Source organism: Microvirga pudoricolor, from assembly GCF_016892705.1.
In the GTDB taxonomy this organism is placed as follows: domain Bacteria; phylum Pseudomonadota; class Alphaproteobacteria; order Rhizobiales; family Beijerinckiaceae; genus Microvirga; species Microvirga pudoricolor.
Window position 1 is genome coordinate 498,861 of the sequence record NZ_JAFEMB010000002.1, and the last position, 19,855, is coordinate 518,715.

17 protein-coding genes are annotated in these 19,855 nt (G+C 66.9%); 9 read left to right on the forward strand and 8 right to left on the reverse strand.

Going from position 1 to position 19,855, the window contains the following annotated elements; genetic code table 11:
- Positions 1–97 precede the first annotated feature (97 nt).
- The 5 genes from ILT42_RS11350 to ILT42_RS11370 all read left to right on the forward strand — a co-directional run bounded on the left by ILT42_RS11350 (position 98) and on the right by ILT42_RS11370 (position 6,166).
- Positions 98–616, forward strand: a complete 519-nt coding sequence (locus ILT42_RS11350; protein ID WP_204215707.1) for a tyrosine phosphatase family protein — start codon at positions 98–100, stop codon at positions 614–616.
- Positions 617–668: 52 nt separating this feature from the next.
- Positions 669–3,407 carry a DUF2339 domain-containing protein gene (locus ILT42_RS11355; RefSeq protein WP_204215708.1) on the forward strand — a complete coding sequence of 913 codons (2,739 nt, stop codon included), beginning with the start codon at positions 669–671 and terminating at the stop codon, positions 3,405–3,407.
- 32 nt (positions 3,408–3,439) lie between these two features.
- Positions 3,440–3,685, forward strand: coding sequence for an exodeoxyribonuclease VII small subunit (locus ILT42_RS11360; RefSeq protein WP_204215709.1), 246 nt, complete (start codon positions 3,440–3,442; stop codon positions 3,683–3,685).
- A gap of 103 nt (positions 3,686–3,788) precedes the next feature.
- Positions 3,789–5,699, forward strand: a complete 1,911-nt coding sequence (dxs, locus tag ILT42_RS11365) for a 1-deoxy-D-xylulose-5-phosphate synthase (RefSeq protein ID WP_204215710.1) — start codon at positions 3,789–3,791, stop codon at positions 5,697–5,699.
- Positions 5,699–6,166, forward strand: a complete 468-nt coding sequence (locus tag ILT42_RS11370; RefSeq protein ID WP_204215711.1) for a YbaK/EbsC family protein — start codon at positions 5,699–5,701, stop codon at positions 6,164–6,166. The genes dxs and ILT42_RS11370 overlap by 1 nt, the downstream gene beginning before the upstream one ends.
- Positions 6,167–6,317: 151 nt before the next feature.
- Here ILT42_RS11370 and ILT42_RS11375 read toward each other — a convergent pair whose 3' ends face one another.
- Positions 6,318–7,049, reverse strand: a complete 732-nt coding sequence (locus ILT42_RS11375; protein WP_229428570.1) for a superoxide dismutase — start codon at positions 7,047–7,049, stop codon at positions 6,318–6,320.
- A gap of 108 nt (positions 7,050–7,157) precedes the next feature.
- On the opposite strand from ILT42_RS11375, the gene ILT42_RS11380 reads away from it, so the two are divergent.
- On the forward strand, positions 7,158–7,886 hold the full coding sequence (locus ILT42_RS11380; protein WP_204215712.1) for a TlyA family RNA methyltransferase: 729 nt from the start codon (positions 7,158–7,160) through the stop codon (positions 7,884–7,886).
- Complete coding sequence (locus ILT42_RS11385) at positions 7,879–9,126, forward strand: class I SAM-dependent RNA methyltransferase (protein WP_204215713.1); 1,248 nt, start codon at positions 7,879–7,881, stop codon at positions 9,124–9,126. The genes ILT42_RS11380 and ILT42_RS11385 overlap by 8 nt, the downstream gene beginning before the upstream one ends.
- 153 nt (positions 9,127–9,279) lie before the next feature.
- On the opposite strand, the gene ILT42_RS11390 is transcribed toward ILT42_RS11385, so the two are convergent.
- Genes ILT42_RS11390 through ILT42_RS11405 form a run of 4 tightly spaced genes read right to left on the reverse strand, consistent with a single transcriptional unit; the run spans position 9,280 to position 13,704 of the window.
- Positions 9,280–10,032, reverse strand: a complete 753-nt coding sequence (locus ILT42_RS11390) for an SOS response-associated peptidase (RefSeq protein ID WP_204215714.1) — start codon at positions 10,030–10,032, stop codon at positions 9,280–9,282.
- A complete protein-coding gene (locus tag ILT42_RS11395) occupies positions 10,033–11,028 on the reverse strand; it encodes a magnesium transporter CorA family protein (RefSeq protein ID WP_204215715.1) in 996 nt (331 codons plus the stop codon).
- 44 nt (positions 11,029–11,072) lie between these two features.
- Positions 11,073–11,924, reverse strand: coding sequence for an SDR family oxidoreductase (locus tag ILT42_RS11400; protein ID WP_204215716.1), 852 nt, complete (start codon positions 11,922–11,924; stop codon positions 11,073–11,075).
- A 4-nt stretch (positions 11,925–11,928) separates the two neighbouring features.
- Complete coding sequence (locus tag ILT42_RS11405; RefSeq protein ID WP_204215717.1) at positions 11,929–13,704, reverse strand: acyl-CoA dehydrogenase; 1,776 nt, start codon at positions 13,702–13,704, stop codon at positions 11,929–11,931.
- Positions 13,705–13,845: 141 nt separating this feature from the next.
- On the opposite strand from ILT42_RS11405, the gene ILT42_RS11410 reads away from it, so the two are divergent.
- Positions 13,846–14,817, forward strand: coding sequence for an L-threonylcarbamoyladenylate synthase (locus ILT42_RS11410; RefSeq protein ID WP_204215718.1), 972 nt, complete (start codon positions 13,846–13,848; stop codon positions 14,815–14,817).
- 227 nt (positions 14,818–15,044) lie between these two features.
- Here the strand turns inward: ILT42_RS11410 and wrbA are convergent, their stop codons facing one another.
- Complete coding sequence (wrbA, locus tag ILT42_RS11415) at positions 15,045–15,644, reverse strand: NAD(P)H:quinone oxidoreductase (RefSeq protein ID WP_204215719.1); 600 nt, start codon at positions 15,642–15,644, stop codon at positions 15,045–15,047.
- 121 nt (positions 15,645–15,765) lie between these two features.
- Between wrbA and ILT42_RS11420 the strand changes: the two genes are divergently transcribed.
- Positions 15,766–16,674, forward strand: a complete 909-nt coding sequence (locus ILT42_RS11420; protein WP_204215720.1) for a LysR family transcriptional regulator — start codon at positions 15,766–15,768, stop codon at positions 16,672–16,674.
- 4 nt (positions 16,675–16,678) lie between these two features.
- Here the strand turns inward: ILT42_RS11420 and ILT42_RS11425 are convergent, their stop codons facing one another.
- On the reverse strand, positions 16,679–17,911 hold the full coding sequence (locus ILT42_RS11425; protein WP_204215721.1) for an MFS transporter: 1,233 nt from the start codon (positions 17,909–17,911) through the stop codon (positions 16,679–16,681).
- 151 nt (positions 17,912–18,062) lie between these two features.
- Entirely contained in the window at positions 18,063–19,781 is a 1,719-nt protein-coding gene (locus ILT42_RS11430; RefSeq protein ID WP_204215722.1) for a M10 family metallopeptidase, read from the reverse strand.
- Positions 19,782–19,855 lie beyond the last annotated feature (74 nt).

The following is a 19,855-nucleotide window of genomic DNA, read 5'->3' on the forward strand; positions in this document are numbered from 1 at the left end:
GAGACGAATGGCTTTGCCATTCCCTCAGGATGAGGTTTCGACACGCCCACAGCGCGGGCCCTCATGATGAGGGCAGCGTATTGAATGAAACAATCCCATGCCCAGCCTGCACGTCTGCCCCCTGTCCCGGCTCCACGACACCGTGGATTCGCTGAAAGCGAGCCATGTCGTGACGCTCATCAATGTCGGTTCGGCCGTCGAGCGGCCCGCCGCCGTCGCGGGAGACCGGCATCTTTCCATCCATATGAGCGACATCGTCAGCCCATTGGACGGGCACGTTCTGCCGGCGGTGGAGCACGTGGACGCGCTTCTCGCCTTCGTGCGGGCCTGGGACCGGGAGAGCCCCATCGTGTTCCATTGCTGGGCCGGAATCAGCCGCTCCACGGCCGCTGCCTACATCGCGGCCTGTGCCCTGGCGCCGGATCGCGACGAGGGCGAGATCGCGCTGGCGCTGCGCGCCGCCTCCCCGTCGGCCACCCCGAACGCCCTGTTGGTCTCCATCGCGGACGATATCCTGGGCCGAGGGGGCCGCATGACGGAGGCGATCCGCTCCATCGGGCGCGGTGCGGAGGCTATGGAAGGCGTCCCGTTCATGTTACAGCTTAACGAAGCTTGAGCATAAGGCCTGCCATCGGCGCGGGTACGCGCTCCCGGGGGATGCTTCAGCCTTGGACGACGATCTTCTTATCACGATCCTGATCCTTCTCGCCCTCGCGTTCCCGGTCTGCGCCATCGCGGCGTTCGTCCTGTCCCTGTCGTCTCGCCGGGCCGTCCTGGCGCTGCAAGGCCGCGTGGCGCTTCTCGAAGCGGCTCTGGCGGCCCGCCCCGCCGCTCCGCCCGAGGCCGCGGCGCTCCCGCCCGAGGCCGCGCCCGAGGCTGACGACCATCTGTCCGAAGAGCAGGCCGCCTTGGAGGACGCCGTCGCCCGCGCTCTCGGCTCCGACCCGGCCCCGTCCGACGCGGATGCCGCCGCCGGCGAGCCGGTCCTCCCGGAACCGCCCATTCCGGAACCGCCGGTCGTGCCCAAGCCCAGCCGAGGCTTCGAGGAGAGGATCGGCACCCGGTGGACCGTCTGGGTCGGCGGCCTGGCCCTGGCCCTCGGCGGCATCTTCCTCGTGCGCTATTCCATCGAGCAGAACCTGCTCTCGCCGGAGATCCGCCTGTTCCTGGGCGCGGTCTTCGCCGCGCTCCTGGCCGGCGCGGGGGAATGGCTGCGCCGCCGCGAGCGCGCCCTGTCCCTGCCGGGCATCCCGTCCGCCCACGTGCCCGGCATCCTGACGGCGGCAGGCACCAGCACGGCCTTCGCGACGGTGTTCGCCGCCTACGCGCTCTACGGCCTCATCGGCCCCGCTGTCGCCTTCGCGCTCTTGGGGGTGGTCTCCGTCCTGACCATGCTGGCCGCGACCCTTCACGGGCCCGCGCTGGGTGGGCTCGGCCTGGTGGCGGCCCTGGGCAGCCCCTTCCTGGTGGCCTCCGACGAGCCGCAGCCCTGGGCCCTCGTGCCCTACCTGGCGTTCGTGGTCCTGGCAGCCTACGGGGTGGCGCGGCTGCGCCTGTGGCGCTGGCTGGCCCTCGCTGCCGCCACGGGAGCGCTCCTGTGGACCCTTCCGATCGCCGAGATCGGGGCGGGCAACCAGGCTCCCGCCATGACTCACCTGGTGATCCAGCTCTGGCTGGCGGGGGTCTTCCTCGTGGTCGAGCCGCAGCGCCATGCCGAGGGCGGGACCCGGATCGACTGGTTCGCCGCCAAGATCCTGTTGGCCTTCGCGCTCGGCTCCCTCGTGGTCGCGAGCACCGTCGTGGTGGATGGCTCCGGCCGCATCGTCTTCATGGGTATCGTCATCCTGACCCTGCTGGCCCTTGGGCTGCGCTACCCGGCCGTCGTCCCGGCCCTCGGCTGGGGAGCGCTGGCCGTCGTCGGCACCCTGGTGTCGTGGCCGATCCGCCGGGAGATCGGCGCCGACCCGGAGGCGTTCTTCTTTCAGACCGGCGACGCGTTCGCCCTCCGCCCGGAAGCGCTGGGCGATTACCTCGCCTTCGCGCTCGTGGGACCCGCGATCGTCGCCCTCGGGGCGTTGCGGGAGCTCGCCCGCACCGACAAGCCCCTCCCGGTCGCGGCCTGGTATGCGGGCGCCATGGCCCTGGTCCCTCTGCTCGCATTGGCGGCCGCATATTGGCGCGTGGCGGCCCTCGAGCGAGACCTGTCCTTCGGCCTGATCGCGGGCGGTCTCGCCCTCGCCTTCACGGCGGTCACGGTCTGGCTTCGCGGCCGCGAGACCGGCGGGGCCGTCGGCGTGCGGCTCGGCATCGGGGCCGCCGCCTCGACGGCCCTGGCGGCGCTGGCCCTCGGCCTCACCTTCGTGCTCGACAAGGGCATGCTGACCGTGGCCTTCGCGCTCTCGGCCCTGGGCACCGCCTGGGTGGCCGGACGCGCCTCCATCCCGGCCCTGCGCTGGGCGGTGGCCGCCACCGGCCTGGTGATCCTCGGGCGCCTCCTATGGAGCCCGACCATCGTGCCGGGCGACCCGGGCCCGCCCATCGTCAACTGGCTCCTCTGGGGCTACGGCGTCCCGGCTCTGTGCTTTGCCGGGGCAACCCGCATCCTGGCCCGGATGGGCCGCGACCGGGCGACCCAGGTCACCGAGGGCCTGAGCATCGTCTTCGCGGCCCTGCTGATCTTCTTCCAGATCCGCCATGCCCTCCACGCGGGCGACCCGCTCGCCGAGACGAGCGATCACCTCGAGGCCGGGCTGTTCGTGACCACGGGCCTCGCCTTCTCCCTCGTGCTGGCCCTGTTCGACAGCCGTCGCGCCGATCCGGTCTACCGCTACGGGTCCGCGATCTTCAAAGGCTTGTCTCTCCTCCTCGCCGCCGGGGCCTTGTTCGTGGTGAACAACCCGCTCCTCACGGGCGAGCCGATCCTGGGCGGGGTGGTCTTCAACTCGCTGATCCCGGCCTACCTGCTGCCGGCCGCCCTCGCGGTCGTTCTCGCCGCCCTAGAGCGTCGGACCAAGCCCCGGCTTCAGATCCTGGCATCGGGCGCGCTGGGCCTGCTGCTGCTCTCCGCCTATCTCGTCATGGAAATCCGGCGGATCTTCCAGGGCGCCGATATCGGCCTCTGGCATCCATCGAGCCAAGCCGAGCAATGGAGCTACTCGGTCGCGCTCCTGCTTCTGGGCATCGTTCTCCTGGGCGTCGGCCTCATGCGTGACGTGCGAGCCGCCCGCATCGCCTCGGCCGTCTACCTCGTGGGGGCGGTCCTGAAGGTCTTCATCGTCGATCTCGCGAATCTCGAAGGTGTCATGAGAGCCCTGTCCTTTATCGGCCTCGGGCTGGTTCTCATCGGCATCGGTCTCGTTTATCAGAGGCTTCTCATACGAAGACCGACGGAGGCGGCCACTCCCTGATGGCCGCCCCTTAAGAAACCTGGCGGACCAGCATGACCGAATCTTCCTCCATCGAGGCGCTTCCCTTCGAAAAGGCCCTGGCCGAACTCGAGGACATCGTGCGCCGCCTGGAACGCGGCGACGTGCCCCTCGAGGACTCGATTGCCATCTACGAGCGCGGCGAGGCCCTGAAGAAGCACTGCGAAACCCTGCTCAAGAAGGCCGAGGCCCGGATCGAGAAGATCACCATCGGGCCCGACGGCAAGGCCAGCGGAAAGGCCCCACTCGACGTGGAGTGACCCGGGGCCGGCGTGCCGAAAGGCCGCATCCGGCCATTTGACCCCACCCTTTCGAAACCCTATCTCCTCTCGGGCTGCCTTCCGACGCCCAGCGAGAACCCCATTGTCCACTCCCCTGCTCGACGCCATCCCGACCCCCGAAGAGCTCCGTCGCCTGCCCGAGGACAAGCTCCGACAGGTCGCGGACGAGCTTCGGGCCGAGACCATCAGCGCGGTTTCCGTCACGGGTGGGCATCTCGGCGCGGGCCTCGGCGTGGTCGAACTGACGGTGGCGCTGCACTACGTGTTCGACACCCCCCGCGACCGCGTGATCTGGGATGTCGGCCACCAGGCCTACCCGCACAAGATCCTCACGGGCCGCCGGGATCGGATCCGCACCCTGCGCCAGGGCGGCGGCTTGTCGGGCTTCACCAAGCGCTCGGAGAGCGAGTACGACCCGTTCGGAGCCGCCCACTCCTCCACCTCCATCTCGGCGGGGCTCGGGATGGCCGTGGCGCGGGACCTGGACGGGAAGGCCAACAACGTGGTGGCCGTCATCGGGGACGGCGCCATGTCGGCCGGCATGGCCTACGAGGCCATGAACAATGCGGGCGCCATGCATTCCCGCCTCATCGTCATCCTCAACGACAACGACATGTCCATCGCGCCGCCCGTGGGCGCCATGTCGTCGTATCTGGCCCGGTTGGTCTCCGGAGGCACCTATCGCAGCATCCGCGAGACCGCCAAGCAACTGGCCCGCAAGCTGCCGAAATTCTTCTACGACAAGGCCGCCAAGGCCGAGGAATTCGCGCGCGGCTTCTGGACCGGCGGCACCATGTTCGAGGAGCTGGGCTTCTACTATGTCGGCCCCATCGACGGCCATAACCTGGACCACCTTCTGCCCGTCCTGAAGAACGTGCGCGATGCCGAGACCGGGCCGATTCTCGTCCACGTGATCACCCAGAAGGGCAAGGGCTACGCCCCCGCAGAAGCCTCCGCCGACAAATATCACGGCGTCGTCACGTTCGACGTGGTGACGGGCGCCCAGGCCAAGCCGAAGGCGAACGCCCCCGCCTACACCAAGGTGTTCGGCGAGAGCCTGGTCAAGGAGGCGCGGGCCGACGACCGGATCGTGGCCGTGACCGCCGCCATGCCGTCCGGCACGGGCATCGACCTGTTCGGCAAGGAGTTCCCGGACCGGACGTTCGATGTGGGCATTGCCGAACAACACGCCGTCACCTTCGCGGCGGGCCTGGCCACGGAAGGCTACAAACCGTTCTGCGCCATCTATTCGACCTTCCTGCAACGGGCCTACGATCAGGTCGTGCACGATGTGGCGCTCCAGAAGCTGCCCGTGCGCTTCGCCCTCGACCGGGCGGGCCTCGTGGGTGCGGACGGCCCGACTCATGCGGGCTCCTTCGACATCGCCTATCTGGGCTGCCTGCCCGAGATGGTCGTGATGGCCGCCGCCGACGAGGCGGAACTGGTGCACATGGTGGCGACCGCCGTCGCCTATGACGACGGCCCCATCGCGTTCCGCTATCCCCGCGGCGAGGGCGTCGGCATCGACATGCCGGAGAAAGGCATTCCGCTTCCCATCGGCAAGGGGCGGATCGTGCGCGAGGGCAACCGGGTCGCCATCCTGTCGCTGGGCACGCGCCTGTCCGAGTCGCTGAAGGCCGCCGAGGAACTCGAATCGCGGGGCCTCTCCACGACGGTGGCGGATGCCCGTTTCGCCAAGCCCTTGGATGAGGACCTGATCCTGCGGCTCGCGCGGGACCACGAGGTGCTCATCACCATCGAGGAAGGCTCCATCGGCGGCTTCGGGTCGTTCGTGCTGCAGCTCCTGTCGGATCGCGGCGCCCTCGACCGTGGCACCTTGAGGGTGCGCTCAATGGTGCTGCCGGACACCTATATCGATCATGACAAGCCCGACCGGATGTACGCCCAGGCCGGTCTCGACGCGGCCAGCATCGTCGCCAAGGTCTTCGAAGCCTTGGGCCAGGACAGCACTACCCATAAAGCCCGAGCCTGATGAGCCTCGAATCCGTTCGCGCCTTCCTGGCCGAGAATGCGCCCGACATCCGCGTGATCGAGACCCCGCAGAGCAGCGCGACGGTCGCGCTTGCTGCGGAAGCTCACGGCGTGGAGCCGGCTCGCATCGCCAAGACCCTCTCGCTCGCCGTTAATGGTCGCGAATTTCTGGTGGTGGCGCGGGGCGACGCCCGGCTCGACAACAAGAAGATCAAAGCGGCCTTCGGCGGCAAGGCGAAAATGCTCGACCCGGAGACGGTCGCGGCCCTGACGGGGCATCCGGTGGGCGGGGTCTGCCCCTTCGGCTTGGCGACGCCCCTCCCGGTCTATTGTGACGTTTCCCTGAAAGCCTTCGACGAGGTCGTGCCCGCCGCGGGATCCACCACGAGCGCGGTGCGGATCGACCCGGTGCGGATGGCGGAGCTTGTCGGCGCCGAGTGGGTGGATGTGTGCCAGGAGGTCGGTTGAGGTTTGCGGTTTCGCATCCTCGACGTCATCCTGAGGGAATTGCGCAGCAATTCGTCTCGAAGGATGAATCCAGCGCAGTGTTTCCAGTGCTCTCTGGACCCTCCTTCGAGACGCCGCTATGCGGCTCCTCAGGATGAGGGCTGGGACAGAATCAAAGCGTCAGCTTGCCCGCCTTAGCGGCCGCGTAGCGGTCGTTGACCCGGCCCCAATCCACCACGTTCCACCAGGCTTTCAGGTATTCGGGCCTACGGTTCTGGTAGTTCAAATAATAGGCGTGCTCCCACACGTCGTTGCCCATGAGGACCATTTGGCCGTCCATGAGCGGCGTGTCCTGGTTGGGCTTGGCCACGAGGCCGAGCTTGCCCGAACTGTCGACCGTGACGAAGACCCAGCCGGAGCCGAACTGCTTCTCGCCCATCGTGTTGAAATCGGTCTGGAACTTCTGGACGCCCCCCAGGTCCCGCTCGATGGCGGCCTTCACGTCACCGGTCGGCTCGCCGCCCGATCCGCCCATGATCTGCCAGAACATGGAGTGGTTGGCATGCCCGCCGCCGTTGTTGCGAACGGCCGTGCGGATGGATTCGGGCACCTTCGACAGGTTGGCCAGCATATCCTGAAGCGGCATCTTGGCGAGGTCACCGTGGCTCGCGAGGGCGTCGTTGAGGTTCTTCACATAGGCCGCATGGTGCTTGTCGTGGTGCAGCTCCATGGTCTGCGCATCGATGTGCGGCTCATTCTTGGAGGGGGCGTAGGGCAGCGGCGGCAGCGTGAAGGGGGCGCCGGCGCTCTGGGCCCAGGCCTGGGAGAGCACGCGCGGCGCGGCGGCGCTCGCGGACAGGGTCAGGGCGCCCAGAAGCAGGCTCCGGCGGCTCGGCATATGCATCTTTCCCTCCAATCAACCGTTCTCGATGCCTTGAAGGTAGGGTATGCGGGGCAAAGAACAGTGTTTGACACCTAAAAGGATCGTGATGCGCATGAGGCGGAGGGGCCGATGACCCGCAAGAGAGCCGATGTGGCGCTGGTGGAGCGCGGCTTCTTCGAGAGCCGTGCCCGCGCCCAGGAGGCTATCGCGGCGGGGCTGGTCCTGGTGAATGGAGCCCCGGTCCGCAAGGCCTCCGAGACAGTGCCGGACGGAGCGGAGATCCTGGCCGAGCCCCCGCACCCTTATGTCTCCCGGGGCGGTGTGAAGCTGGCGGCCGCCCTCGACGCCTTCGGGCTCGACCCGTCCGGGCTCACCTGCATCGATGTGGGCTCGTCCACGGGAGGCTTCACGGACGTGCTGCTCCGGCGTGGCGTGGCTCATGTTTACGCGGTGGATGTGGGCCACGGGCAGCTTCACGCGAAGCTTCAGGGGAATCCCCGGGTCACGAGCCTCGAGGGGACCGACGCGCGGATCCTCACCCGTGAGCTGATCCCAGCTCCCCTCGACATGCTGGTCTCGGATGTGAGCTTCATCTCCCTGAAGCTGGCCCTGCCCGCCGCCGTCGCGCTCCTGAAGCCGAAGGCGAGCCTGGCGGTCCTGGTCAAGCCGCAATTCGAGGCCGGGCGCGGCCATGTCCGCAAGGGGATCGTCCGCGACGAGGCCGTTCACAGGGCGGTCTGCGAAAATTTGGAGAGTTTCATCGTGTCCATGGGTTTTTCTGTCATCGGCCTTGCGCCCTCCCCCATCGAGGGTGGCGACGGGAACCGGGAGTTTCTGCTGGGAGCGCGCCGTGGCTGAAACCGTCACCATCAATCGCCTGGGCGCCAAGGCCGACGGCGTCGCCGAGACACCGTCGGGTCCCGTCTTCGTGCCCTACGCCCTGCCGGGAGAAACCGTCGCCATCGAGCGCGACGGCGCCCGTGCGAGGCTCATGGAGGTTCTCACGCCGTCGCCGGAGCGCGAGGAGCCCTTCTGCGAATATTTCGGCGAGTGCGGCGGCTGCGCGACCCAGCATATGCGTCACGGCTTCTACCAGGCCTGGAAGCGCGGCACCGTGGAGCACACGTTCGGCCAAGCGCGGATTCCGGTCGAGACCGGGGCCCTGATCGACGCCCATGGCGAGGGCCGCCGCCGGGTCACGCTCCACGTCCGGTTTCCCGACCGGATGCACGTGGGCTACATGGCGGCCCGCAGCCACCAGATCGTCGAGATCGCGCATTGCCCCATCGCGGAACCCGCCCTGAAGGAAAAGGCGCCGGCGCTGGCAAAGGCCATCGGCGAGCACCTGAAATCCTCCCGCAAGCCGCTCGACATCCAGATCACGGATTCGGAAACCGGCTACGACGTGGACATTCGCGGCCACGGCCCGGTCGAGGGCAAGAAGCGCCTGGGTTTGATCAACCTCGCGGCCGACCTCGACCTCGCGCGGCTCTCGGTCCACGGGGATGTCATCGTGGAGCGCCGCCCGCCCGCCATCACGGTCGGGCGCGCCTCAGTGGTGCCGCCCGCCGGCGCCTTCATGCAAGCCACCCAGCTGGGCGAGGAGACGCTGGCGGCCCTCGTGGTCGAAGCCTGCGGCAAGGCGAAGCGCGTCGCCGACCTGTTCTCGGGCTGGGGGCCGTTCGCTCTGAGGCTCGCGGAGCGGTCCGACGTCCACGCGGTCGAGTCGGACCAGGGCGCCGTCTCGGCCCTGGACAAGGCCGCCCGCAACACGCCCGGCCTGCGGCGCGTGACGGTGGAGGCCCGCGACCTGTTCCGCCGCCCGCTCCTGCTGCCCGAGCTGAACGCGTTCGACGCCGTCGTGCTCGATCCGCCGAGGGCGGGCGCCGAGGCTCAGGTAAAGCAGCTCGCGGCCTCGAAAGTCCCGCTCGTCGTCAGCGTCTCCTGCGACCCCGCCACCTTCGCCCGCGATGCCGCGATCCTGACCGCGGGCGGTTACAAGCTGGAGACGGTCACGCCGGTGGACCAGTTCAAGCACAGCCCGCATGTGGAAGTGGTGGGGGTTTTGCGGCGGGATGTGGTGAAGAAGCGGCGGTAAGTTGGTCGTCTGTCGAACGAGCCACACCACAGCCTCATCCTGAGGGAATTGCGCAGCAATTTGTCTCGAAGGACGAGGCGTCTCCAGTGCTCTCTGGACCATCCTTCGAGACGAGCCTGCGGCTCCCTCAGGATGAGGTCGAGAATGAGATCTCTAAAACAAGCTTCCCTGCTCGTCCTCGTCGCTGGATCGCGTCCTCGCGGCCTTGCGCTTGGGCTCCGACGTGCGGCTGGGCTCGGGCTCGCTCAACGGTTCCTGCAAGCGCGCATCGTCGTTCTCGACCTTGTTGACGCGGCTGCTGACGGGAACCATCTCGAGCGAATCGTCGGGACAGGGCCGCACGAGCTTCATGACCTCGTCCGTCTGGGTCTCGTCCGCATCGAGCCACATGGCGATGCCGTCCCGGTCCAGGATCACCGGCATTCGGTTGTGAACGGCGGAGAGCAAACCGTTGGCGTCCGTCGTCACGATGGCGGCCGTATCGATCTCGCCGCCGCTGGCGTCGCTGTAGGTCTCCCATAAACCTGCCATGGGCAAGGGTTGGCGCTCGCGTGGGCGGATCAGGAACGGCGTCTTGGCCTTGCCGTCGCGGCGCCATTCATAGAAGCCGTCCGCGAGAAAAATGCAGCGGCGGCGCTTGAGGGCGTTCTTGAAGGTGGGCTTGGTCTCCAGCGTCTCGCCCCGCGCGTTGATGACGAGTGGAAAATCCTTGGGGTCCTTGGTCCAGGCGGGCAAAAAGCCCCAGCGCACTAGCCTGAAATGCCGCTGTGCCTTTTCGGCCGTCACGACGGGCACCGGTTGGGTGGGGGCGATGTTGTAGCGCGGGGGAAAGTTCGGCTGCTCGCCATAGTCGAAGAACTCGCGATAAGTCGCGGGCGGCAGGGTGACGGCGTATCGTCCACACATTTAGAGCCACCGCTTCCAACGGAAGAACAGGTAGGGCAGCACCGCCGCCAGGACGATCATGGCAATCGCCAGGGGATAGCCGAAATTCCAATCGAGCTCGGGCATGAGCTTGAAGTTCATGCCGTAGATGGACGAGATCAGCGTCGGCGGCAGGAAGATCACGGACATCACCGAGAAAATCTTGATGATGTCGTTCTGCTCCATGGCGACGAGCCCGAGCGTGGCGTCGAGGAGGAACTGCACCTTGTTGTTCAGGAAGGCGGCGTGCTCCTCGATGGACTGCACGTCCCGGATGGCGGTCCGCCACTCCGAGCTGTAACTGCGCGGCCGCTGCGGACGCGGCATGGTCGAGGACAGGAACAGCAGCATGCGCTCCACCGACGCCATGCTCTCGCGCACGTTCGAGATCAGGTCCGCCTTGCGGCCGATGGACTTGAGCGCTGCCCGGTAGGCCGCGGAACGGCGTGAGCCCTGCTTCTCGTTGTCGAAGATCGAGCGGGACAGGCGGTCGATGCGCTTGCCCACGAACCCGAGAATTTCCGCCGCCCGGTCGATGATGGTCTCGATCAACCCGTCGAGCACCGCCTCCGGCTGGTGGCGGCATCCGCCGGGCTTGGCGGCCCGGCTCATGAACATGGAAAACGAGCGCGGCTCGCCATAGCGCACGGTCACCAGCGCCCGCTCGGCCAGGATGAACGACACGTCGATGAGCTGCGGCGTCTCGGTATCCGACGAGCACAGCACCCGCGCCGTCATGTAGCGGGCATTGTTCTCGTTGTAGAGGATCTCGGAGGGCTCGATATCCGCCATCTCCTCCCGGGTCGGGATGGCGATGCCCAGATGATGCTCCACGAGCTTTTCCTCGTCGCGGCTCGGCTCGATCATGTCGATCCACAGCGCATCGTTCGGGATCGGGTCGCCCAGCCGCCAGATGTGGCGGTCGAGCGACTCGCTGTCGATGGCGTCTTGCCCCGCCGGCCTGTGGATCAGGATCATGGATCGGCCCCCGTCACATCGTCTCCGGCGTTATAGGCGCCCATTCATGACGATTGTGAAGGCGGCGGGATGTCATCGGGCACAAAAAAGTCGGGCATGAGGGGCTTCGAGGGATCGACCCGGTATTGCGCGAAATCCGTCACGCCCTCGCCCGCCAGGAACGTGTCGTCGATCAGGAAGTTGCCCGTGAAGCTTCGGGACGGCTTGCTGAAGATCAGGTGGGCAGCGTCCGCGAGGATCTCGGGTGTGCGGCTCGCCTGCATCATCTCGTCGCCGCCGAGCAGGTTCTTGACCGCGCTGGTGGCGATCACGGTCCGGGGCCACAGGGCATTCACGGCGATGCCGCGCCCGCGCAACTCGCCCGCGAGGCCCAGCACGCACAGGCTCATGCCGTATTTCGCCATGGTGTAGGCCAAATGCGGCGCGAACCACTTCTCGCTCATGTCGAGGGGCGGTGACATCATCAGGATGTGCGGGTTCTCGGCCTTTTCCAGGTACGGGATCGCGTATTTCGACACCATGTAGGTGCCGCGCGTGTTGATCTGGTGCATCAGGTCGAAGCGCTTCATGTCCGTCTGCGGCGTGGGCGTCAGGCTGATGGCGCTGGCGTTGTTCACCACGATGTCGATGCCGCCGAAGACCTCGGCGCCCTTGGCCAGCGCGCCCTTCACTGCCTCTTCGTCGCGCACGTCGACCACCAGCGGCAACGCCTTGCCGCCCGCCTTCTCGATCTCCTCGGCGGCCGTGTAGATCGTGCCCGGAAGCTTGGGGTGCGGCTCGGCGGACTTGGCCGCGATGACCACGTTCGCGCCGTCCCGGGCAGCCTTGAGCCCGATGGCGAGGCCGATGCCCCGTGACGCGCCCGTGATGAATAGGGTTTTTCCTTGCAGCGTCATGGGATCAGCTCGCCAGGGCCAGAGAAGCGTCCTGCAGGAACCCGGCCCCGCCCAGGACCGTGTCCTCGAGGCCCTTGGCACCCACCGCGATGTTTTCGGCGAAGAAGCGGCTGAGCGCGATGCGCGCGGCCAGCGCCGGATCGGTGTCGCCCGCCCCGATCAACCGGTTCGCGGCGAGCGCCGCATCCGCCAGCGCCACGCCTCCTTGGGCGATCCCGAAGAGCCTGAGGTAGGGCGTCGCGCCCGCCAGCGCATCGCCGGGCGCGTTGGCCGAAACCGCCTTCAGGAGATAACTCGTCGCCCGGTCGAGGCTCTCCACGGCGTCGCGCAGGCGCGGTGCCGTCGCCCCGAAGGCGGGCGTGCCCTCCTTCAGCAGCGCCGCCACGGTGGCCCGCATGAGCGCGATCTGCGCCCGCACGGTCCCGCCGCCCGCGAGCGGCAGCTTGCGGGTCACGAGGTCGATGGCCTGGATGCCGTTGGTGCCCTCGTAGATCGGCAGGATGCGGGCGTCGCGCAGGTGCTGGGCGGCGCCCGTCTCCTCGACGAACCCCATGCCGCCGTGGACCTGCACGCCGAGCGAAGCGACCTCGACGCCCGCATCCGTCGAGAACGCCTTGGCGACGGGGGTCAGGAGCGAGGCGCGCTCGTTGGCGATCTTGCGATCACCCGCATCGGCGGAAAGATGCGCCCGGTCGATGGCGGCCGCCGTCAGCAGGCAGATCGCGCGCGAGGCGGCGGTGAGCGCCTTCATGGTCAGAAGATTGCGCTGCACGTCCGGGTGCTCGATGATGGCGCTCGATCCCTCGCGGCCCGCCGCCCTGCCCTGGCGTCGCTCCGTGGCATAGCCCAGGGCCTGCTGGTAGGCGCGCTCCGCCACCGCGACGCCCTGGAGGCCGACGGCGAGGCGCGCGTTGTTCATCATCGTGAACATGCAGGCGAGGCCCCGGTTCTCCTCGCCCACGAGCCAGCCGACCGCGCCGCCCTCGTCGCCGAACACCATGGTGCAGGTGGGCGACCCGTGGATGCCGAGCTTGTGCTCGATGCCCGCGCAGCGCACGTCGTTGTGGCTGCCATCCGGCAGGATCTTGGGCACGAGGAAGAGCGAGATGCCCCGCGTGCCGGGGGGTGCGTCGGGCAACCGCGCCAGCACCAGATGAACGATGTTGTCCGTCAGGTCATGCTCGCCATAGGTGATGAAGATCTTCTGGCCGGTGATCCTGTAGGTGCCGTCGCCCGCGCGCTCGGCGCGGCTGCGCAGGGCGGCGAGGTCCGAGCCGGCTTGGGGCTCGGTCAGGTTCATGGTGGCGGTCCACTCGCCCGAGACGAGCTTTTCCAAGTAGCGGGCCTTCAGGTCGTCCGACGCATGGGCCGTGATGGCCTCGATGGCTCCCATGGTCAGGATCGGCCCGATGCCGAACGACGCGGCGGCCGAGTTCCACATTTCGACGCAGCCGGAATTTAGCAGGGTCGGCAGGCCCTGGCCGCCGTAATCGACGGGACCGGGCAGCGCGTTCCATCCGGCCTCGACCCAGGCCTTGTAGGCGTCCTTCCAGCCCGGCGGCGTCGTGACCGTGCCGTTCTCGAACCGCGCACCGTGCTTGTCGCCCTCCCGGTTGAGGGGCGCGATCACGTCATTGGCGAAGCGGCCGGCCTCCTCCAGGATCGTCATGGCGAGGTCCGGCGTCAGGTCGCCGTAGAGTCCTTCCGCGGCGGCCGCGTCGAGCCCGGCTACATGACGCATCGTAAAGGCAATGTCGGATACCGGCGCGCGGTAGGCCATGGGGTCTCTCCCGTCTTCTTTCTTCCAGCGTTGTCTGGATTTTCGCTTTGACGCGCCATCATGCGCGGCTAAACCCACCGCGACAAGCGCTGATCCCATCGCGTGAGCAAGGATAGTTTAGAGGTGAACGATCACCGGTCAATGGGGGCGACCAAACGGCTGATCTCTGACGAGATCGGCTTGTCCGAGGCTGCCGCGATCCTGCGCGGGGGCGGCCTCGTGGCCTTCCCCACGGAGACGGTTTACGGGCTCGGGGCGGATGCCACCTCGGACGACGCGGTGGCGGGCATCTACGCTGCCAAGGAGCGGCCGAGCTTCAATCCGCTGATCGCCCATGTGGCGAGCCTGGAAGCGGCGCGCCAGGAGGGTGTTTTCGGGGAGGCCGCCCTGAAGCTGGCGCAAGCCTTCTGGCCCGGCCCCCTCACCCTCGTGGTGCCGGTGGCGGACACCTGCTCCGTGTCCGACCTCGCCTGCGCCGGCCTCGACAGCGTGGGCTTGCGGGTGCCGTCCCATCCGGTCGCTGCCGAACTCCTGCGGCGTGTGGGCCGTCCCGTCGCGGCGCCCTCGGCCAATCGTTCGGGCCGGGTGAGCCCGACGCTCGCCGAGCACGTTCTGGGGGACCTCGATGGGCGGATCGATGCCGTTCTGGATGGCGGTTCGGCGAAGGTGGGCGTGGAATCCACCATACTGGCCTGTCTCGACGGCGGGGTTCGTCTGCTGCGGCCGGGGGGCGTCCCCCGGGATGCCATCGAGGCCATCGTCGGGCCGTTGGGTGAGGAGGCCGATCCGGACGACGCGGCTCCTATCGCGCCCGGCATGCTCACCTCGCATTACGCGCCCCGTGCGCGAGTTCGGCTGAACGCGCGATCCGTCGAGCCGGGCGAGGCGGTGTTGCTGTTCGGAACGGAAGCGCCCACGCATCTCGACCGCGCCGGCGCCGTCCTCAACCTCAGCGAAAACGGCAGCCTTGTGGAGGCTGCCGCTCATCTGTTCTCGTATCTGCGCCACCTCGACGCCTCGGGCGCCCGGACCATCGCGGTCGGCCCCATCCCGGAGCACGACCTCGGCGAGGCGATCAATGATCGTCTGAGACGGGCTGCGGCAGAGCGATGAGCATGGATCATGCTCCACCCCCATGACGAGGAAATGGCGAAGCCATTCGTCTCGAAGCCTCTCCTGAGGGCCCGCGTAGCGGGCGTCTCGACCTCATCCTGAGGGAGCCGCAGGCTCGTCTCGAAGGATGGTCCAGCCAGCACCGGAAGCTCTCCGCTGAAGCCCTCTTTCGAGACGGCCTGACGGCCTCCTCAAGATGAGGTCGGGATAACGCAGAAGGTCCGGAATTACTTCGCGAGCTTCGCGGTGATCTGAGCCACGTGGCGGCCCTGGTAGCGGGCGCCTTCGAGCTCGACGGCGCTGGGCTGGCGCGATCCGTCGCCGCCCGCGATGGTCGAAGCGCCGTAGGGCGACCCGCCCTTGATCTCGTCCACGCCCATCTGGCCCTGGAAGGCATAAGGCAGGCCGACGATGACCATGCCCTGGTGCAGAAGAACCGTGTGGAAGCTGAGAATCGTGGATTCCTGGCCGCCATGCTGCGTGGCCGAGGACGTGAACACCGACCCGACCTTGCCGACGAGCTTGCCCTGGGCCCAGAGCGAACCGGTCTGGTCGAGGAAGTTCTTCATCTGGGCGGTCATATTGCCGTAGCGGGTCGGCGTGCCGAAGATGATGGCGTCGTAATCCGCGAGCTCGTCGACCGTGGCGATGGGCGCCTCCTGGTCGAGCTTATAGTGAGCCGCCTTGGCGACCTCGTCGGGAACCAGCTCGGGAACGCGCTTGACCACGACCTCGACGCCGGCCTCGCGCACGCCCTCGGCGGCCGCGTAGGCCATTTTCTCGACATGGCCCCAGGTCGAGTAATAAAGAACAAGCACTTTCGCCATGATGGTCTCCCCAGGGGCAGCGCCCTATGGCTGCCGGATCGTTCGTCGCCGGGAAGCTAATCTTTCCATGCTGCAAATCAAATGCTAGCTTTGCACTGTTGGCTTTGCGCGGACGCATAATATGACCCGAATGCAGAACTTGGCCTGGGATGATTTCAGGCTCGTCAAAGTCATTGCCGAGGCGAGCGGACTGACCGGCGCGGCAGAGCGCCTGGGCGTCAATCACTCCACGATCTTCCGCCGTCTCGGCCAGATGGAGGACGGCCTCGCGGTCAAGCTCTTCGAGCGCCACCGCACGGGCTATGTGCTCACGCCGGCGGGCGAGGAAATGGTCGCCCTGGCCGAGCAAATGGAGGAGAACGTCGCCACCTTCGCGCGCAAGCTCGCCGGGCAGGCGGTGTCGCCCGCAGGCGAGCTTCGCGTCACCACCAACGATACGCTGCTGGTCCACCTGCTGACGCCGATCTTCTCCCGCTTCACCAAGGCCTGCCCGGACCTGAGGCTTGACGTGGTTCTGGCCAACCAGGCCCTCAACCTGTCCAAGCGCGACGCCGACGTGGCGATCCGCGCCACCGACAATCCACCCGAAACGCTTGTCGGCCGCCGCGCCGCCACCATCGCGTGGTCGATCTATGGGCGCCGGTCCGATTTTCCGGATGGGACCGAGGTCGAGCCCGCACAGCTTTTCGACCGCAACTGGGTGGCCCTCGGCGACAACCTGGCGGGCCTGAAGGTCGCCCGCTATGCACGGGAGCACGTGTCGACCGAACGCCTCGTCTACAAGGTCAATACGGTCCTGGGGCTTGCCGAGGCCGTGGAGAACGGCATCGGCATCGGGCACCTGCCCAATTTCATCGCGGATGCGCGGACGAACCTGGTCCGGCTAAGTCCGCCCGTGCCGGAATTCTCCGCCGGATTGTGGCTGCTGACCCATCCCGACCTGCGCCAGTCGGCGCGCGTCCGCGTCTTCCTGGATTTCGTCGCCGCCGAGATCAGCAAGCAGCGCCGTTCCATCGAAGGAACGGCCTGACCGTTCATTCCGCCGGCTGCAGGGCCGGTGCGCGCACGACCGGCTGCTCCTTGATCGGCAGGTTGATGAGCGCCGAGGCGATCCCGAGCAGAACCGAGAGCCACCACACCATCGTGTAGTTGCCGTTGAGCTCGTAGAGCAGGCCGCCGAGCCAGACACCCAGGAACCCGCCGACCTGATGGGAGAAGAACGCGAAGCCGTAGAGCATTGCCATGTACCGCGTGCCGAACATCAGCATCACGAGCGACGACGTGGGCGGCACGGTGGAAAGCCAGAGCAATCCGATGGAAATACCGAACGCGATGGACGAGGCAGGGGAAGCCGGGATCAGGATGAACGCCGCGATGGCCACCGACCGGCCGAGATAGATCCAGGCCAGGAGCCAGCGCTTGGACATGCGAGTGGACAGCCAGCCCGACCCGAGGGACCCGAACGCGTTGGCGAGGCCGATCACCGCCAGCGTCCAGCCGCCGACGGCGGCGGACAGGCCCGCATCCTTCAGATAGGCCGGAAGGTGAGCCGTGATGAAGGCGAGCTGAAAGCCGCAGGTGAAGAAGCCCAGCACCAGCAGCACATAGGAGCGGTGCCGGAAGGCTTCCGTGAGAGCCTGCCGGATCGACTGGTTCTGCTCAGGGGTGGTCTGCGCCAGCGACGCGGCATCTTTGGGCTGCGTCGCGAGTGCAACTGCCAGCGGGATCACGATGAGGATGCTGGCGCCGAAGATCACCAGAGCCTGATGCCAGCCCACGCTGTCGATGAGGATGTTGCCGATGGGTGGGAACAGGAACTGGCCGAACGATCCGGCCGCCGTGCCCGCCCCGAAGGCCATGGGCCGCCACTTCTCGGGCAGGAGCTTGCTGAAGGCGCCGAGGACGAGGTTGAACGAGCAGCCCGAGAGGCCGAACCCGATGAGAACGCCTGCGCCCAGATGCATGAGGCCCGGCGTCGACGCATAAGCCATGACGACAAGGCCCGCCGCGTAGAGCAGCGCGCCCACGCAGAGCACCCGAAACGCTCCGAACCGGTCCGCCACCGCTCCGGCGAAAGGCTGGCCCAGGCCCCAGAGCAGGTTCTGGATCGCGATGGCGAAGCTGAACACATCCCGGCCCCAGCCGTATTCCACCGTCATGGGGATCTGGAACAGGCCCGCCGAGGCGCGGGGCCCGAAGGTGATGAGGGCGATCAGGCACCCGCACAGGACGATGATTTCAGGCGACGGGCGGCGGAGGGCTGACATGACGGCTACCTGCTGGACGATCCAACTTAACCTGATGCGTCAGCCATACATCATTCAACTTGGTGATGGATAGACCCCGCCGCCGTGATGAGTGCGACGGCCATCGAAACGCGGAAGCCCCCCCGCGACGCGGGGGGCTCCGAAGGCCGGCTCAGACGACCTTGAAGTCGCTGGCGGTCAGCTTCAGGTTCTTGGCCAGCTTGGCGAACTGGACCGCCGGCAGATCGCCCTTGCCGTCGGGGTCGTAATAGAGCGCGCCACTCTTCTTCTTGTCGTAGAGGATCATATCCTTTGTGTCGGCGGCGGTCTTCTTGGTGTGGAAGTAGTCCTTCTTGAGGGTGCCGTCCTTGAGCAGGGCCTTTTTGGGGATCTTCTTGAAGATCGACTTGGCCAGCTCGATCGTGTCCTCCCTCACGTCGAAATCCGTGATGGTGTCGATGTTCTTCTTGCCGAGCCTGGTGTTGAACACGAACGTGTCCGCGCCCAGTCCGCCCGTGAGCTTGTCGCTGCCCAAGCCGCCGGCCAAGCGGTCCACCCCCGCGCCGCCCACCATGACGTCCCTGCCACTTGTGCTGGGAATGAGGACGGGACTGACCACCGTGCCGACCCCGCCGACGCGAACGCCATTGACGAACACGTTCTCGATGTCGGCGCTGAACTTCAGGGCCTGTGTAGAATAGACCGTGTCGACGCCGCCGCTGTCGATGATCAGGTCGCCGGCCGAATCGACATAATAGGTGTCGTTGCCGTTCCCGCCGTCGAGCACGTCGTTGCCGCCCAGGCCGTCGAGGATGTCGTTGCCGTCTCCGCCGGTCAGACGGTTCGCGAGATGATTTCCCGTCAGGATGTCGTCCGCGACGTTGCCGATCGCGTTTTCGATCGCGACGCCGTTGGCGATGGTGAATCCGCCCGCGACGCGTTTCTCCTGCGAGATGATGCCGCCCGCATAGGCATCGTTCGACGCCAGTGTCGCGGCTCGCAGGTCGATGGTGACCGGCGACTTGGACTTGGAGGCGCTGATGGTGTCGATCCCGCCAGTATCCCAGATGCAGGTCCATCCGGTTCCGGACGCGTTCAGATGGGGAAGAACATAGACGTCGTCTCCCTTGGCAGTCTCGTTGTTGGGACCGTAGAGCTTCTGCATCGCCGCGATGTCGAAGGCTCCGAGACCCGTCTGCAATCCGTAGGTGCCGTCCGTGGGGAAGGCCGCAAGGTTATAATTGTAGGACATGACGGTGTACGGGCTCTGGTTGAGGCCGAACTGCCCGACGTCACTGGCCCCATTCACGCCCGGGAAGCGGGACGCGTCGTTCTCTTCCCCGCCGTCATGGGGATGCGCTAGCCCCAAGCCGTGACCGATCTCATGGATGATCGTGTAGAGACCGAGGCTGCCCGGCGTGAAGTCGCCCCAGCTTTCGGCGAATCGATTGAAGTAGCCCCAGGCCTGGGTGTTCGTCGGGCCGTCATGGATGCCGAGGATCCCGGCGGGCAGCGGCGTCTTCCACCACACGATATCGGCCTCGCCTACCGTCTGGGCATCCTCGCCCTCGCCCGCGAACCGGATCCCGCTGACCTTGGTGTACTGGTCCATCGCGTAGATGATGGCATTGATATCTCTCTGATAAATCGAAGGATTCCAGTTGCCCATTGTCCCATCGTCGGAAACGAAGTCGTACTTGACGCCGGTCTCCGGATCTTGGCCTTGCATGCTGGGACCATGGACTTCGATGGCCGCATCGATGTCCGACGCCTCACCCAGCCAAGCTTTCAGGGGACCGGTGTTCATGTCCCAGACCTTGCCGCCCCAGATGACCGAATCCAGATAGACGCTCCCATAGCCCGTACCGGCGACATTCTTCGTCAGAGTCATAATTTCCCACTCGTCACAATTCACTAGGAGCATATTATATAACGTTATTCCGTTATGTCATGTGACAGATCGCA

Coding starts and splice junctions, on each gene's coding strand:
- ILT42_RS11350 (WP_204215707.1), top strand. CDS start 98: ATGCCCAGCCTGCACGTCTGCCCCCTGTCCCGGCTCCACGACACCGTG.
- ILT42_RS11420 (WP_204215720.1), top strand. CDS start 15,766: ATGACCCGAATGCAGAACTTGGCCTGGGATGATTTCAGGCTCGTCAAA.
- ILT42_RS11425 (WP_204215721.1), bottom strand. CDS start 17,911: ATGTCAGCCCTCCGCCGCCCGTCGCCTGAAATCATCGTCCTGTGCGGG.
- ILT42_RS11430 (WP_204215722.1), bottom strand. CDS start 19,781: ATGACTCTGACGAAGAATGTCGCCGGTACGGGCTATGGGAGCGTCTAT.
- ILT42_RS11410 (WP_204215718.1), top strand. CDS start 13,846: ATGGGGGCGACCAAACGGCTGATCTCTGACGAGATCGGCTTGTCCGAG.
- ILT42_RS11390 (WP_204215714.1), bottom strand. CDS start 10,032: ATGTGTGGACGATACGCCGTCACCCTGCCGCCCGCGACTTATCGCGAG.
- ILT42_RS11370 (WP_204215711.1), top strand. CDS start 5,699: ATGAGCCTCGAATCCGTTCGCGCCTTCCTGGCCGAGAATGCGCCCGAC.
- ILT42_RS11375 (WP_229428570.1), bottom strand. CDS start 7,049: ATGCATATGCCGAGCCGCCGGAGCCTGCTTCTGGGCGCCCTGACCCTG.
- wrbA (WP_204215719.1), bottom strand. CDS start 15,644: ATGGCGAAAGTGCTTGTTCTTTATTACTCGACCTGGGGCCATGTCGAG.
- ILT42_RS11360 (WP_204215709.1), top strand. CDS start 3,440: ATGACCGAATCTTCCTCCATCGAGGCGCTTCCCTTCGAAAAGGCCCTG.
- ILT42_RS11380 (WP_204215712.1), top strand. CDS start 7,158: ATGACCCGCAAGAGAGCCGATGTGGCGCTGGTGGAGCGCGGCTTCTTC.
- ILT42_RS11395 (WP_204215715.1), bottom strand. CDS start 11,028: ATGATCCTGATCCACAGGCCGGCGGGGCAAGACGCCATCGACAGCGAG.
- ILT42_RS11400 (WP_204215716.1), bottom strand. CDS start 11,924: ATGACGCTGCAAGGAAAAACCCTATTCATCACGGGCGCGTCACGGGGC.
- ILT42_RS11405 (WP_204215717.1), bottom strand. CDS start 13,704: ATGGCCTACCGCGCGCCGGTATCCGACATTGCCTTTACGATGCGTCAT.